This is a genomic window from Mycobacterium florentinum, from assembly GCF_010730355.1.
Lineage (GTDB): Bacteria > Actinomycetota > Actinomycetes > Mycobacteriales > Mycobacteriaceae > Mycobacterium > Mycobacterium florentinum.
Map to the genome: position 1 here is coordinate 4,353,870 of NZ_AP022576.1, position 14,233 is coordinate 4,368,102.

Annotated in this window: 15 protein-coding genes; 5 read left to right on the plus strand and 10 right to left on the minus strand. The window is 66.1% G+C overall.

Annotated features, from left to right (window positions below; translation table 11 throughout):
• Positions 1-3: 3 nt before the first annotated feature.
• A complete protein-coding gene (locus tag G6N55_RS20635) occupies positions 4-1,455 on the plus strand; it encodes a sensor histidine kinase (RefSeq protein WP_179968089.1) in 1,452 nt (483 codons plus the stop codon).
• On the opposite strand, the gene G6N55_RS20640 is transcribed toward G6N55_RS20635, so the two are convergent.
• The 10 genes from G6N55_RS20640 to G6N55_RS20685 form a co-directional block, all read right to left on the minus strand.
• Complete coding sequence (locus G6N55_RS20640) at positions 1,452-1,856, minus strand: HIT family protein (RefSeq protein WP_085223954.1); 405 nt, start codon at positions 1,854-1,856, stop codon at positions 1,452-1,454. The genes G6N55_RS20635 and G6N55_RS20640 overlap by 4 nt on opposite strands.
• A 32-nt stretch (positions 1,857-1,888) precedes the next feature.
• Positions 1,889-2,305 carry a ketosteroid isomerase family protein gene (locus G6N55_RS20645; protein WP_085223501.1) on the minus strand — a complete coding sequence of 139 codons (417 nt, stop codon included), beginning with the start codon at positions 2,303-2,305 and terminating at the stop codon, positions 1,889-1,891.
• A 17-nt stretch (positions 2,306-2,322) separates the two neighbouring features.
• Positions 2,323-4,377, minus strand: a complete 2,055-nt coding sequence (locus tag G6N55_RS20650; RefSeq protein WP_085223503.1) for an FAD-dependent oxidoreductase — start codon at positions 4,375-4,377, stop codon at positions 2,323-2,325.
• A 15-nt stretch (positions 4,378-4,392) separates the two neighbouring features.
• Complete coding sequence (locus G6N55_RS20655; protein ID WP_085223505.1) at positions 4,393-5,520, minus strand: NDMA-dependent alcohol dehydrogenase; 1,128 nt, start codon at positions 5,518-5,520, stop codon at positions 4,393-4,395.
• Between the two features lie 152 nt (positions 5,521-5,672).
• Positions 5,673-6,215 carry a nuclear transport factor 2-like protein gene (locus G6N55_RS20660; protein ID WP_085223507.1) on the minus strand — a complete coding sequence of 181 codons (543 nt, stop codon included), beginning with the start codon at positions 6,213-6,215 and terminating at the stop codon, positions 5,673-5,675.
• Positions 6,216-6,220: 5 nt separating this feature from the next.
• Positions 6,221-6,436, minus strand: coding sequence for a ferredoxin (locus G6N55_RS20665; RefSeq protein ID WP_085223508.1), 216 nt, complete (start codon positions 6,434-6,436; stop codon positions 6,221-6,223).
• Between the two features lie 13 nt (positions 6,437-6,449).
• Entirely contained in the window at positions 6,450-7,802 is a 1,353-nt protein-coding gene (locus G6N55_RS20670) for a cytochrome P450 (protein ID WP_085223510.1), read from the minus strand.
• Entirely contained in the window at positions 7,799-8,623 is an 825-nt protein-coding gene (locus G6N55_RS20675; protein ID WP_085223512.1) for an SDR family oxidoreductase, read from the minus strand. The genes G6N55_RS20670 and G6N55_RS20675 overlap by 4 nt, the downstream gene beginning before the upstream one ends.
• The gene (locus G6N55_RS20680; RefSeq protein WP_085223514.1) at positions 8,623-9,843 is read right to left on the minus strand and encodes a cytochrome P450; all 1,221 of its coding nucleotides are present in this window, start codon (positions 9,841-9,843) and stop codon (positions 8,623-8,625) included. The genes G6N55_RS20675 and G6N55_RS20680 overlap by 1 nt, the downstream gene beginning before the upstream one ends.
• The gene (locus tag G6N55_RS20685) at positions 9,844-10,479 is read right to left on the minus strand and encodes a TetR/AcrR family transcriptional regulator (protein WP_085223516.1); all 636 of its coding nucleotides are present in this window, start codon (positions 10,477-10,479) and stop codon (positions 9,844-9,846) included.
• 224 nt (positions 10,480-10,703) lie between these two features.
• On the opposite strand from G6N55_RS20685, the gene G6N55_RS20690 reads away from it, so the two are divergent.
• The 4 genes from G6N55_RS20690 to G6N55_RS20705 are packed head-to-tail and all read left to right on the plus strand — an operon-like array spanning position 10,704 to position 14,227.
• Positions 10,704-12,170 (plus strand): aldehyde dehydrogenase, encoded by a 1,467-nt coding sequence (locus G6N55_RS20690; RefSeq protein ID WP_085223518.1) that lies wholly within the window; start codon positions 10,704-10,706, stop codon positions 12,168-12,170.
• 19 nt (positions 12,171-12,189) lie between these two features.
• The gene (locus G6N55_RS20695; RefSeq protein WP_085223520.1) at positions 12,190-12,939 is read left to right on the plus strand and encodes an SDR family oxidoreductase; all 750 of its coding nucleotides are present in this window, start codon (positions 12,190-12,192) and stop codon (positions 12,937-12,939) included.
• Complete coding sequence (locus G6N55_RS20700; protein ID WP_085223522.1) at positions 12,936-13,790, plus strand: NAD(P)-dependent oxidoreductase; 855 nt, start codon at positions 12,936-12,938, stop codon at positions 13,788-13,790. Before G6N55_RS20695 ends, G6N55_RS20700 begins: the two co-directional genes overlap by 4 nt.
• On the plus strand, positions 13,790-14,227 hold the full coding sequence (locus G6N55_RS20705) for a carboxymuconolactone decarboxylase family protein (protein WP_085223523.1): 438 nt from the start codon (positions 13,790-13,792) through the stop codon (positions 14,225-14,227). Before G6N55_RS20700 ends, G6N55_RS20705 begins: the two co-directional genes overlap by 1 nt.
• The last annotated feature ends 6 nt before the right edge of the window (positions 14,228-14,233 follow it).

The following is a 14,233-nucleotide window of genomic DNA, read 5'->3' on the forward strand; positions in this document are numbered from 1 at the left end:
TTGGTGGCGAAAAAGACGAAAACGGCCACACACGTTCGGCGTGGATTGCCGCTACGGGTGGGTCTGGTCGCGGCAACCCTGGTTTTGGTGGCGTGCGGTCTGGCGGCCTCGGGCGTCATGGTCACGTCGATCCTGCGGCACAGCCTGGTCAGCCGGATCGACCAGACGCTGCTCGAGGCGTCGCGTGGCTGGGCGCTGGCGCCGCGACGGCAGTTGACGGCGTCCTCCTATGAAGGCCCGGACCCGGGCCGGCCCCCGTCGAAGTACTACGTGCGCGGCGTGGGCATCGATGGCAAACCGTTCACGGCCATCAATGACCGCAACGCCGAACCGGCCCTGCCGCCCGACTCCGACGTCGGCCCCAATCCGACCACTTTGCCCTCGGTCAATGGCTCGGACATCCAATGGCGCGCGGTGTCGGTGCACGGGCCGCACGGCCTGACCACCGTCGCGATCGATCTGTCCGACGTCCAGCACACGGTGCGGTCTCTGGTCTGGTTGCAGTTCGGCATCGGGGTGGCGGTGCTGGTGGTGGTCGGCATCGCCGGCTTCGCGGTGGTGCACCGCAGCCTGCGGCCCCTGGTCGAGGTCGAACGAACCGCCGCCGCGATCGCCGCGGGGCAACTGGATCGTCGTGTGCCAGAACGTGATCCCCGCACCGAAGTAGGCCGACTTTCGTTGGCGCTCAACGGAATGCTCACGCAGATTCAGCAAGCGGTGGCTTCCTCGGAGGCCTCGGCCGAGACGGCCCGCGGCTCGGAGGACCGGATGCGACGGTTCATCACCGACGCCAGTCACGAACTGCGCACTCCGCTCACCACCATTCGCGGATTCGCTGAGCTGTATCGGCAGGGCGCGGCGCGCGACGTGGCGATGTTGTTGTCGCGCATCGAAAGCGAAGCCAGCCGGATGGGCTTGCTGGTCGACGACTTGCTGCTGCTGGCACGCCTGGACGTGCAGCGACCGCTGGAACACCATCGCGTCGACCTGCTGGCGCTGGCCAGTGACGCCGTGCACGACGGGCGGGCGATCGACCCCAAGCGCACCATCAGCATGCAAGTCCTCGACGGCCCCGGCACGCCCGAGGTGCTCGGCGACGAGCCCCGGATCCGCCAGGTGCTGAGCAACCTCGTCGCGAATGCCCTACAGCACACCCCGACGGGTGCCGACGTCATTGTTCGGGTCGGCACCCACGGCGACGACGCGGTGATCGAAGTGGCCGATCGGGGACCCGGCATGAGTCAGCAGGATGCGTCGCGGGTATTCGAGCGGTTCTATCGCACCGACTCGTCCCGGGCCCGGGCCAGCGGCGGTACCGGCCTGGGGCTGTCCATCGTCGACTCACTGGTGCAAGCACACGGTGGCAGGGTCACGGTGCATACCGCGCCGGGCGAGGGGTGTTGCTTCCGCGTCACCCTGCCGCGCGTCAGCGACGTACCCGCCCACGTGGGCTAGGCCAGTTGCTCCAGGGCGGCCTTGATCCTGGCTTGCGCCTGATCGAGAGATTCCGCCGACGGGTTGCGGTCGACGTTGGCGAAGCCGAAGTCGCTGAGGCTGCGGGTGGGGAATACGTGCACGTGTAGATGCGGCACTTCCAGCCCGGCGATGATCAGCCCGGCACGTTCGGCCCGGAACGCTTTGCACACGGCCTTACCGATCAGCTGGCTCACCGACATCACGCGAGCGAACGCGCCCTCCTCGACGGCCTGCCACTGATCGATCTCGGCGCGCGGCACCACCAGCGTGTGCCCCTGTGTCATCGGCTCAATCGTCAGGAATGCGACGACGTCGTCGTCCTCATACACGAATCGGCCGGGTAGTTCACGGTTGATGATCTTGGTGAAGATCGACGCCATGGCCCCCAGCATAGGTGGGCCGATTCGCCGGGTTACTCCTGGCCGAACTCCATCACGTCGAGGTTCCAGTAGCCGCGCATGTTGGTGATCAGCCCGGCCTCGTTGACCTTGTAGGTGAACACGCCGCGCACCTTGCTGGTCATGCCGCCCTCAAACTTGCTCTGCAGCACCAGAATATGAGCGATCTCGTCGGGGGAGCTGGACGGGAACGTCTCCTCGCACGTGATGGTCAGCTGGTTTTGGGCGATGTTGTTGTCGAAGAACTCGCCGACGGCCGCCTTGCCGCGCACACCGGTGCCGTCGGGGTTGGTGACCGATTTGCCGATCGGGTCCTCGATGACGACATCGTCGGTCATCAGCGCGAGCCAGCCGTCCCGGTCTTTGCCTTGGGCGCAGCGCCACGACGACTGCGACGCGGTCAGTGCCGGGGATTGGGTGGTTTGGGTCATCGTTATCTCTCCTGTCGTTAGATAGCGCACGCGGCGCGCGCGCCCTCTTCGGTTGCCTTACGAATAAGCCCCAGGCCGCTGCAATCGCCGGCGGCATGAACGTCGGTGCCGGGCAGGGCGGCTCGCACGCTGTCGAACAGTGCGGTGTCGGGTTCGACCGATCCGGCGATCACTACGCTGTCGGCGGGCAGTTCCCGAGGGGTGCCACCGGCGGGCATGAACGCCACGCCCCCGGTCGTGATGCGGTCGACGGCCGCGCGGACGTGCACGGTGACGCCGAGGCGGTCGAGTCGATCCATGTGTTCAGTTTTGCGTTTGTTGCCCACCTCCGGGGCGATGTCCTTGCCCGGCTCGAGGATCGACACCAGCCGGCCCCGGCCCGCCAGAAACTCGGCCAGTTCCAGCGCGACGAGGTCACCGCCGATGATGACGACTCGCCGGCCGACGGGCATCCAGGCGCGAGTGGCAAGGCGAACGGCGGCCGGGCGCACCAGCCGCTGTCGCCAGCCGGCCAGCACCGACGCGCCAAGGCGTTGCCAGGCCGGGTCGGTGGATTCGGCGTGGCCGCCGAGCAATTCACGCAAACCAGGGCCGGTGCGCACGTGCGGCAGCTCGGCACCCGGAATCGCCGGCACCGCGACGTGGCCTCCGGTGGCCACCACCACGGCGTCGGGCGCATACGCGACGACGTCAGCGGCCGAAACAGCATGGTCCAGATGCACTTTGGTGGAGCTGAGCCTGATCTCGTCGCGCAGATAGCGCAGGAACGGCTGGTTCTCGGGATGCAACACGGATGCCCAGCGCAACGCGCCGCCGAGTTCGCCGGCCCGTTCGAACAGCGTGACGCGGTGGCCGCGTTCCGCGGCCACCCGGGCGGCCTCCAAACCCGCGGGCCCGCCGCCGATCACCACGACGCGCTTGGCGCGACCGGTGCGGGGTGCGGCCAGCTCGCGCTCCTTGCCGGTGCGGGGGTTGACGGCGCAGTCGACCGAAAAGCGCTGTTCCATTGCGTCGATACAGTTTTCGCAGGAGATGCATTTGCGGACGCGATGTGATTGGCCGGTTTGCAGTTTGCGCGGCAGCTCGGGGTCGGCCAATAGCGGGCGCCCCATCGCGACGAAGTCCGCGCGCCCGTCGGCGAGGATCCGTTCGGCCCGGGCGGGGTCGTGGATACGGCCGACGGCGATCACCGGCACGCCGACCACCTGCTTGACGGCCGCGGCGGAGCCGACGTTGAGTTCGTCGCCGTCGTCGGCGGCGTTGACCATGCCGGTGACGAGCCGATCGATCACGCCGCCGCTGACGTGGAAGGCGTTCACGCCGGCGGCTACGAGTTCCGGTGCCATGCGGGCGGTTTCGTAGATCGGCCGCCCTCCGGCGACTCGCTCGTAGCCGGAGATGCGCAGTGTGATCGGCAGCGCGTCGCCGACCTCGGACCGAATGGCCGCCAACACCTCCAGCACCACCCGCAGCCGGCCGTGCGGACTATCGCCCCGGTAATCGTCGGTGCGCCTATTACGTTGTGGGGCAAGGAAAGAGCCCAGGAGCATGTAGCCGTGTGCGGCGTGCAGCTCGATGCCGTCGTAGCCCGCCTCGGCGGCGCGGCGCACCGCCGCCTTGAACAGGTCGAAGATCGCGCAGAGTTGTGACTTGGTGATCTCGCTGGACGGACGGCCGGTGAGATACGACGGGATCACCGAGGGGCCCAGCGACTCGACGCCGAAGATCTCCGGCCCCAGGCCGTCCGGACCGGCGTGCACGATCTGCGGCTGGATCTTGGCGCCGTGCGCGTGCACGACCTCCACCAGAGCCCGATGGGCGTCGACCGCCTCGTCGGTGCCCAGATGCAGACCACCCGGAGTCTCCGGGTGGTGATGGTCAATCCCGGTGGCGCCCAGCGTGATCAGCCCGACCCCGCCACGTGCACGAGCGGCGAAGTAGTCGCGGGTGCGCGCCGACGGCAGCCCGTCGCGGGTGCCGTACATCGTCTCCATCGGAGACATGACGACCCGGTTGCGCACCGTCATGGCGCCGATTCGCCCCGGCGCCAAGAGGTGCGGAAAGCTGGTCACCCAGGACCGGTCGGGTTACCGGTCGGCGTCGGTGTACCGGATGACGCCGCGAATGTTCTTGCCGTCCAGCATGTCCTGGTAGCCCTCGTTGATCTGCTCGAGGCGGTACTGGGTGGTGACCATGTCGTCCAGGTTCAGCTTGCCGGCCTTGTACATCGACAGCAGCTGCGGGATGTCGTACTGCGGGTTGCCGCCGCCGAAGATGGTGCCCTGCAGGTTCTTCTGCATCAGGGTCAGCATCGCCAGGTTCAGGTTCACGTTGGTGTCGAGCAGGCTGCCGATGGCGGTCAGCACGCAGGTGCCACCCTTCTGGGTGATGTTGAGGTAGTTGTCGATGTCGGCGCCGTGCAGCTCACCGACGGTGACCACCACCTTGTGGGCCATCAGGCCGTAGGTGACCTCGGCCATGCCCATCAGCGCGGCGTTGATGTCGGGGTAGACGTGGGTGGCGCCGAACTTCAGCGCCTGGTCGCGCTTCCACTCCACCGGGTCGATCGCGAAGATGAAGCGCGCGCCCGCGTTGACCGCGCCCTGCAGCGCGGCCATGCCGACACCGCCGACGCCGACGATCGCGACGTCCTGGCCCGGCCGGATGTCGGCGGTGCGGACCGCCGAGCCGTAGCCGGTGGTGACACCGCAACCGACCAGGGCGGCCACCTCGAACGGCACCGACGGGTCGATCTTCACCACCGAGGCGCGGTGCACGACCATGTAGGGCGAGAACGTGCCCAGCAGCGTCATGGGGAAGACGTTCTGGCCACGCGCCTGGATGCGAAACGTGCCGTCGGAGACCGCGGTACCGCCGAGCAGGCCGGCGCCCAGGTCACACAGGTTGCGCATGCCGGCCTGGCAGGTCGGACACTGTCCACAGGACGGGATGAAGGACAGCACCACGTGGTCGCCCGGGGCGATGTCTTCCACGCCGGGGCCCACCTCGGTGACGATGCCCGCGCCCTCGTGCCCGCCGAGCACCGGGAAGCCCGCCATCGGGATGCCACCGGTAACTAGATGGTGATCCGAATGGCACATCCCGGCCGCTTCCATCTGGATCTTGACCTCGTGCGCTTGCGGGTCGCCGATCTCGATGTCCTCGATGCTCCACGGCTGGTTGAATTCCCAGATCAGCGCGCCTTTTGTCTTCATGAAGGTCCTCCACTAACGTGCCCTGACCCGATTGCCGGTGAAAGGGGCCGGCCGGGGCCGGATGGCAATTTAGAACGTGTTCTCATTCGCAGCCTATTATGACGTGCATCACCGGGCTGTAAACAGCGGGGGACCACCAACCGGTCGGGAGATCACCAAATGGGAACCGGCGCCTGGCCGAGCGGATAGTAGCCGGGCAGCTTCTCACCGGCGATGCTGCGTTCGATGCGCTTCTGCATACCGGCGGACAGATCGCCCGACTCGATGAGCTTGCCGAACATGTACGCGACGTGACCGAAGTCGAAGAAGTCACGTTGCCACTCGATGAGCCCATCGCCGTTGAGGCGGAACCAGCTGCCACCGATGCCGTAGATCTCGTCCTGGGTGCCGTCGGTCTTGTTGACGATCTGCTTCCAGAAGCCGACGATTTCGCCCTGCTTCTCGTCGATGAGCACCTTCTGGTACTCGTAGACCCAGTTCTCCAGGCCCTCCATCTCCAGGCCGAGTGCGACCTCGCGGATCTCGTCGACGCCCACGCACATCACGTCTTCCTTGGGGCCGATATTCCAGCCATACGTCGCGTCTTTGGTGTAGAAGTCGGCCAGCGGCTTCCAGTCGCCGGCCTTCTCGCAGTCCTTGTTGGCCTGCAACCAGCGGTCTACCCATGCCTCGAGATCTGCGCGTGAGTGTGACATCGTTGTCAATCTTCTTTCTCTTTGATGAATAAGGCTTGCGTGGGGCACATATCGACCGCGCGCTGAACTTCATCGCGGGCGTCTTCGGGCGGCTCGGGGTCGACGATCTCGACCTTGCCCCGCTTGGGCACCCGGAAGTAGTCGGGCGCCTCCAGTTCGCACATGGCGTGGCCCTGACACAAATCCAGATCGACTTCGATTCTGAATCCCTCTGAGCCCATAGGACTTAACTCCTTACGCGCTTCGCTTGCGATAGCGGGCCTTGGCCGGCCGGGCGAGCTGCACGACCATTTTGGAGTGGTCGTTGTGGTAACTGTCTGCCGGCTGTGCCATCTCAAACTCGTACTCGCGCAACAGAACCGAGAAGATCGCTTTGATCTGCATCTGGGCGAACGCGGCGCCGACGCAACGGTGCCGCCCCGCGCCGAACGGAATCCAGGTCCACCGGTTGACGATGTCGGCCTGCTCGGGCTTGTTGTAGCGGTCCGGGTTGAAGGCGTCCGGGTCGGGAAAGTCCTCGGGGATCCGGTTCGAGATCGCCGGGGACGCGGCGACGAAGTCACCCTCGTGAATAGGAAAGCCCTGCACTTCGAATTCGCCCTTGGCGACCCGCATCAGGATGATCAGCGGGGGGTGCAGGCGCAGGGTCTCCTTGACCACGTTGTCCAGCTTCGGGATCGACCGCAGCGCATGGAAACTCACCTCCTGACCGTCGGCGTACAGCTCGTCGAGCTCGGTCAGCACCTCCGCATACGCCTCGGGATGGCGGATCAGCTCGATCAAGGTCCACGCCGAGGTCCCCGAGCTGGTGTGGTGCCCGGCGAACATCAGCGAGATGAACATGCCGGTGACCTCGTCGGCCGAGAAGCGCGGGTTGCCCTCTTCGTCTTTGATCGACACCAGGACGTCGAGCATGTCACGGTCGCTCTTGTCCTTCGGCGGGCTGGCGAGCCGCTGATTCATGATCTCCTGCACCAGCGCAACGAGTTTCACACGCGCCTCATCGCGCAGCTTGAAACTCTCGATCGGCAGGTACGGGTCGACGTAGCACAGCGGATCGGTGCCGCGCTCCAGCTGGTGGTAGTACTCCGCGAACCGGTGGTCGAGCTGGTTGCGGAACTTCTCGCCGATCAGGCACGCCGTCGAGGTGTAGATGGTCAGCTCGGCGAAAAAGTCGAGCAAGTCGATCTCGCCCTGGGGTCCCCAGTCGGCGATCATCCCCTTGACCTGCCGCTCGATGGTGGCGGCGTGGCCCTTCATCTGCTCGCCGCGCAGCGCCGAGTTGTGCAACATCTCCTTGCGCCGCTCGGGGCTCGCGTCGAACACGACGCCCTTGCCGAAGATCGGCGTCATGAACGGGTAGGCCTCGGCCTGGTCGAGATCTTCGTCGGCGGACCGGAAGAAGAACTCGTTGGCTTCGGCGCCGGACAGGAAGATGACGTGTTTGTCGACCAGCTGGAACCAGCCGACGTCGCCGCATTCGTCGCGGATGCGCTGCATCAAACCGATTGGGTCGGTGCGGAATTCCTCGAGGTGGCCGTGCTTTTCTTCACCGCCGGAAACCCGGGGCACGATAGCGGTTGTCATGACGGCATCCCCTCTTCGCCGAGTGCGAGCTTCTGGCGGTCTTTGTTGTCGGCCAACGGCGCTTCGGGCTGAAGCTCCATGCTGGCGATGAATCCACCGCGCGGCGTCTCGGCGACGAACGTGATGGCTCGCCCGAGGTCTGACGCGCGCAGGAAGTAGTCGTGGCGGGCCTGGCCCCACTTGGCCCAGTCCTCGAGCGCCGGGCCGATCTTGTCGGCCGGCAGGCTCCAGCCCATCGCCGTCTTGGTGGGGCCGGGGTGCACGATCGAGGCCCGCACGCCGGTGCCCTCCAGCTCCATCTGGAAGTTGCTGACCATCGCGACGAGCGCGGCCTTGGCCGCGCCGTAGGCGCCCATGTGCGGCCGCTGGCGCAGTGCGACATCGGAACCCACAAAAATCAGGTCGCCGCGCTGACGCTCGAGCATGCCCGGCAGTACCGCGGCGGCCAGCCGGTTGGCGCCGACCAGGTGGATCTGCAGCTGCGACTCGAACTCGTCGGTGGTGATCTCGGCGAGCTTGCCGAAGTAGGTGTCGCCCGCACCGGCCACCAGCACCTCGATCTCGCCGAGTGCGTCGACCGACTGTGCGACAAAGGATTTCACCGAGTTCGGGTCGGTGACATCCAGGTGGAATCCGACCGCCTCGCCGCCGTCGGCGTTGATCTTGCCGACGATGTCGTCGAGCTTTTCGACCCGGCGGGCACCCAGGGCCACCGGGAAGCCGTGCGCCGCGAGTTCGATCGCGGTGGCCTCTCCGATACCGGAGGAGGCGCCGGCCACGATCGCCGGCCGACGTTCGGGTAGGGGGGCAAAGCGAGGCATCAGCGGATCTCCACGGTGATGGGTAGGTGAGCGAATCCGCGGACATTGCTGGAGTGGACGCGGACGGCGTTGGCCTCGTCGACTTGATACCCGCGGATTCGCTTGAACAACTCGGTGAGCGCTACGCGGGCTTCCATCCGGGCCAGGTGGGCTCCCAGGCAGAAGTGCGCCCCGCTACCGAAACTCATGAGCTTGGAACCGATTTCACGCCCGATGACGTAGTCGTCCGGGGTGTCGAACACCCGCTCGTCGCGATGGGCGGAACCGGGAAGCAGCAGCAGTACGTCCCCGTCGGGGATCGTGGTGTCATAGAGGGTGAGCTCGCCGGCCACGGTGCGGGCGAGGATCTGGCTCGACGTGTCGTAGCGCAGCGTCTCCTCGACCCACGGCGTCACCAGTTCGGTGTCGTCATAGACAGGTGCTAGCTGGTCAGGGTTCTTGTATCCCCAAAAAGCTGCGTTGGCAAGTAATTTGGTGGTCGTCTCATTCCCGGCGATCACCATCAGAAACATGAAGCCCAGCACTTCGTCGTCGCTGAGGCGGTCGCCGTCGATCTCGGCTTCCAGCAGTGCCGTCGTCAGATCGTCGGCGGGCTCGGTGCGCCGTTCGGCGACCATCTGCTGGTAGTAGACGATCAGGTTGATGGACGCCTCGACGGCCTCGGGCGGCACGTCGGTGACGCCCTCGTCGCGGTGCATCACGCCGTCGGCCCAGGCCCGCACCCGAACGCGGTCCGCCTCGGGTACGCCCATGAGTTCGGAGATCACGTCCATCGGCAGCTTGCCGGCGAACTCGTCGACATAGTCGACGGGTGCGCCCGCCGACGCTTTTTCGAGCATCGTGTCGAGGTGCTTGACCGCGATCTCGGTGACCCGCGGTTCGAGCTCACGGATGCGGCGCGGCGTGAAACCCTTCGACACCAGCGTGCGCAGTCGCAGGTGGGCGGGGTCGTCCATCGCGAGGAAGCTCATCGTCTTGCTGGCGTGCGGGCCACGTGAGGCCGGGTCCAACGAGACGCCGTACTTGTTGGAAAGCGTTGTGCTGTTGCGGAATCCCTGCAGCACGTCCTGATGCCGGGACAGCGCCCAGAAGTTCAGTTCCTCATTGCGATACAGCGGAGCCTCGTCGCGCAGCCGCTTGTAGTACGGATACGGATCCTCGTGGAAGTCGTAGTTGTACGGATCGAGGACCAATTCGTGGTCTCCAACGTGGACGGTCATTTACGTTCTTGTCTCCTGGCTCGTCTGCCCGGTGCCGGCCAGCAGGAGGCTGACGACATACGTGAGCCGGTCGGCGATTTCGTGGTAGGTGAATTGGCCGCTGGCGGCTTGAACCAGCGCGCCGAAGAACGTCATCTCGAGCGCGGACACCGTGCCGGCGTCGGCGCCGGGCCCGATCGCCGTCGCGATGCGGCGGTGAATCTCCGCGCCGATCCGGTCGCGCGCGGCACCCACCGCGGGATCGGCGCCCCCGCCCAGCAGCGCCGTCGTGCAGGCGGCGCCGACCTCGGGCTCGTCGGCGACCACCAGCGCCAGATGGCGCAGCACCTTGTCCACCCGCGTCAGCATCGGCTCGTTGACGTCGGTGAAGAACGGGACCTGCCGCACCAGGTCCAGATACACCTCGGCGATCAAATGGTTCTTCGACGAGAAGTAGGTGTACGCGGTGGCCGGGGCGACTTTGGCCCGGGCCGCGACGGCGCGCACCGTCAGGTCGGCATACGACTTCTCGCGCAGGGTCTCGATGCCGGCGGCAAGCACCTTGCGGAAGGTCTCCTCTTGGCGGCGATTGCGCGGCGCCTGACCGGTTGGTTGCCCGGTCTGGGCTGCGACCGTAACCAGGGCATCGCTGGACACATGTCCAAGCTATCGGACGAAGGGGATACGAAGCAAGCCCGTCAGCTGAATATGCTAATTAATGAGCAGTTATGTGAGAGTATGCCGCCGGTTTCGAGATCGGCTCTTGCACCGCTGATAGCCCGAAGGCTATGGTGCCATGGGGCATTATCGGACAACTGTCCATTCGAATGGGCGGATTGATTTCGCCCCGTGGATTTGCCACGCACAGACGGGAGCGAGAGATGGCCTTGTTGGCCGACGGCGTGAGTGAACTCTTCATCGACGGCAAGATGTCGCCCGGCGGTGCCGGTACCTTCCCGACCATCAACCCGGCGACGGAAGAAGTGCTGGGAGTTGCGGCCGACGCCGACGCGGAAGACATGAGCCGCGCGATCGATGCCGCGCGCCGTGCCTTCGACGAGACCGACTGGTCGCGCAACACCGAACTGCGGGTGCGGTGTGTACGCCAGCTGCGCGAGGCGATGCGGCAACACCTCGAGGAACTGCGGGACATGACCATCGCCGAAGTCGGCGCGCCGCGGATGCTCACCGGGATCGCGCAGCTTGAAGTCCCGGTCAACGACTTGGCGTTCGCGGCGGATACCGCCGAATCGTACGAATACACACAGGATCTCGGTGAGGCCAAGCCGATGGGCATCCCCACCCGGCGCACCATCGCCCGCGAGGCCGTCGGTGTCGTCGGTGCCATCACGCCGTGGAACTTTCCGCACCAGATCAACCTGGCCAAAATCGGGCCGGCCCTGGCCGCCGGCAACACCGTCGTCCTGAAGCCCGCCCCCGACACCCCGTGGTGTGCCGCCGTGCTCGGCGAACTGATCGCCGAGCACACCGACTTTCCGCCGGGCGTGATCAACATCGTCACCTCGAGCGACCACAGTGTCGGCGCGATGTTGTCCAAAGACCCTCGGGTGGATATGGTTTCGTTCACCGGGTCGACTGCCACCGGCCGCGCCGTGATGGCCGACGGCGCCGCGACCATCAAGAAGGTCTTCCTCGAGCTGGGCGGCAAGTCGGCGTTCATCGTCCTCGACGACGCCGACTTGGCCGGCGCGGTGGGCGTCGCGGGCTTCTCGGTGTGCATGCACGCCGGACAGGGCTGCGCGATCACCACGCGGCTGGTGGTGCCGCGGGCCAAGTATGACGAGGCCGTCTCCATCGCCGCCGCGACGATGGGCGGCATCAAGGCCGGTGACCCGACCGACCCCGGAACCATTTGCGGTCCAGTCATTTCCGCGCGCCAGCGCGATCGGATCCAGGGCTACCTCGACTCGGCGATCGCCGAGGGCGGGACGTTCGCCACCGGCGGCGGCCGGCCGGCGGATCGTCAAGTCGGCTTCTTCATCGAGCCCACCGTGATCGCGGGGCTGGGCAACGACGCCCGCGTCGCGCAGGAGGAGATCTTCGGCCCGGTCCTGACCGTGATCCCGCACGACGGCGACGACGACGCGATTCGCATCGCCAACGACTCGGTATACGGCTTGTCCGGCACGGTGTTCGGCGCCGACCCGGAGCGGGCGGCGCGGGCCGCCGCGCGGGTGCGCGCCGGCACGATCAATGTCAATGGCGGCGTGTGGTATTCGGCCGACGCGCCGTTCGGCGGGTACAAGCAATCCGGCAACGGCCGCGAGATGGGTCTGGCCGGGTTCGAGGAGTACTTGGAGACCAAGACCATCGCGACAGCGGTTTAACCAAGGGAGCCAGAAGAGCATGAGGTTTGAGAACAAGGTCGCGATCGTCACCGGATCGGGTGGCGGTATCGGGCAGGCCTATGTGGAGGCGCTGGCCCGGGAGGGTGCGGCGGTGGTCGTCGCCGATATCAATCTGCAGGGCGCCGAGAAAGTGGCCGACGCGATCTTGGGCGAGGGCGGTACCGCGCTGGCTCTGCCCGTCGACGTGTCGGATCCGGCGTCGGCCAAGGAGATGGCCGACCGCACGCTGGCCGAGTTCGGTGGCATCGATTACCTGGTGAACAACGCCGCCATCTTCGGCGGCATGAAGCTGGACTTCTTGATCACCGTCGACCCCGAGTACTACAAGAAGTTCATGAGCGTGAATCTCGATGGCGCGCTGTGGTGTACCCGCGCGGTGTACAAGAAGATGGCCAAGCGGGGCGGCGGAGCGATCATCAACCAGTCGTCCACCGCCGCCTGGCTGTACTCGAACTTCTACGGGTTGGCCAAGGTCGGGATCAACGGCCTCACCCAGCAGCTGGCCACCGAACTCGGGGGCCAGAACATCCGGATCAACGCGATCGCGCCGGGTCCCATCGATACCGAGGCCAACCGGTCCACGACCCCGCAGGAGATGGTTGCCGATATCGTCAAGGGAATTCCGTTGTCGCGCATGGGACAGCCCGAGGATCTCGTCGGCATGTGCCTGTTTCTGCTGTCCGACGAGGCGTCCTGGATCACCGGGCAGATCTTCAACGTCGACGGCGGACAGATCTTCCGGTCATGAGCGATCTCAAGCTGGGGTACATCGGGCTGGGCAACATGGGCGCGCCGATGGCCACCAAGATGACCGAATGGCCGGGTGGAGTAACGGTTTACGATATCCGCGCCGAGGCGATGACGCCTCTGGTGGACGAGGGTGCCGCCCGCGCCGACAGCGTGGCCGACATCGCCGCCGCCGACATCATCCACATCACCGTGCTCAACGACGCCCAGGTGCGTGAGGTCGTCGGCGAATTGGCCGCGACTGCGAAGCCCGGCACCGTCATTGCGATCCACTCGACGATCAGCGACACCACCGCCGTCGAGCTGGCGGCCGAACTGAAACCGCAAGGCATCCATGTTGTCGATGCGCCGGTCAGTGGTGGGGCCGCTGCGGCGGCCAAGGGCGAGCTCGCCACGATGGTGGGCGCCGAGCGTGAGGTCTACGAGCGGATCAAGCCGGCATTCAAGCACTGGGCCTCGATGGTCATTCATGCCGGCGAGCCGGGTGCGGGCACCCGAATGAAGCTGGCGCGCAACATGTTGACGTTCACCTCGTATGCCGCGGCGTGTGAGGCCATGAAACTCGCCGCGGCGGCAGGCCTGGATCTGCAGGCGCTGGGTCGGGTGGTGCGCCACACCGACGCGCTTACCAGCGGGCCCGGTGCGATCATGGTGCGTGAGGACATGAAAGACCTTGAGCCGGGCAACTTCCTGTACGAACCCTTCCTGCATACCCGCGGGCTTGGCGAGAAGGACCTGAGCCTGGCGCTCGCCCTGGGCGAGGCGGTATCGGTGGACCTGCCCCTTGCCCAACTGGCCTACGAACGCCTAGCCGCCGGCCTTGGGGTACCGCACACAGAGAAAGAGTCGTAATGGACGAGCTGCGCCGCAAGGGCCTCGAAAAGATGAACGAGGTCTACGGCTGGGAGATGCCGAACATCGAGGGTGACGCCTACTTCGACCTGACGGTGGATCACCTGTTCGGCGACATCTGGAACCGGCCGGGGTTGTCGATGCGCGACAAACGCATCATGACGCTGACGGCGGTGACCGCCGTCGGAAGCCGCGACCTGGCCGAGATCCAGATCAACGCCGCACTGCTCAACGGCGAACTCACCGAGGACGAACTCAAGGAGATGGCCGTCTTCCTGACCCACTATCTCGGCTTCCCACTGGGCTCGGCGCTCAATGGGGCGGTCGGGGCCGTGGTGGCAAAGCGCAAGAAGGCCGCGGCCAAGGGCGCCGGAGAAGACAAGAAGGCCAACGTCGAAGCCGCGATCAAGATGAACTCGGGTAAGGCCGACAACTAGGGGCCG

Coding starts and splice junctions, on each gene's coding strand:
- G6N55_RS20645 (WP_085223501.1), bottom strand. CDS start 2,305: ATGACCCAAACCACCCAATCCCCGGCACTGACCGCGTCGCAGTCGTCG.
- G6N55_RS20670 (WP_085223510.1), bottom strand. CDS start 7,802: ATGACAACCGCTATCGTGCCCCGGGTTTCCGGCGGTGAAGAAAAGCAC.
- G6N55_RS20680 (WP_085223514.1), bottom strand. CDS start 9,843: ATGACCGTCCACGTTGGAGACCACGAATTGGTCCTCGATCCGTACAAC.
- G6N55_RS20675 (WP_085223512.1), bottom strand. CDS start 8,623: ATGCCTCGCTTTGCCCCCCTACCCGAACGTCGGCCGGCGATCGTGGCC.
- G6N55_RS20705 (WP_085223523.1), top strand. CDS start 13,790: ATGGACGAGCTGCGCCGCAAGGGCCTCGAAAAGATGAACGAGGTCTAC.
- G6N55_RS20655 (WP_085223505.1), bottom strand. CDS start 5,520: ATGAAGACAAAAGGCGCGCTGATCTGGGAATTCAACCAGCCGTGGAGC.
- G6N55_RS20700 (WP_085223522.1), top strand. CDS start 12,936: ATGAGCGATCTCAAGCTGGGGTACATCGGGCTGGGCAACATGGGCGCG.
- G6N55_RS20695 (WP_085223520.1), top strand. CDS start 12,190: ATGAGGTTTGAGAACAAGGTCGCGATCGTCACCGGATCGGGTGGCGGT.
- G6N55_RS20660 (WP_085223507.1), bottom strand. CDS start 6,215: ATGTCACACTCACGCGCAGATCTCGAGGCATGGGTAGACCGCTGGTTG.
- G6N55_RS20640 (WP_085223954.1), bottom strand. CDS start 1,856: ATGGCGTCGATCTTCACCAAGATCATCAACCGTGAACTACCCGGCCGA.
- G6N55_RS20690 (WP_085223518.1), top strand. CDS start 10,704: ATGGCCTTGTTGGCCGACGGCGTGAGTGAACTCTTCATCGACGGCAAG.
- G6N55_RS20665 (WP_085223508.1), bottom strand. CDS start 6,436: ATGGGCTCAGAGGGATTCAGAATCGAAGTCGATCTGGATTTGTGTCAG.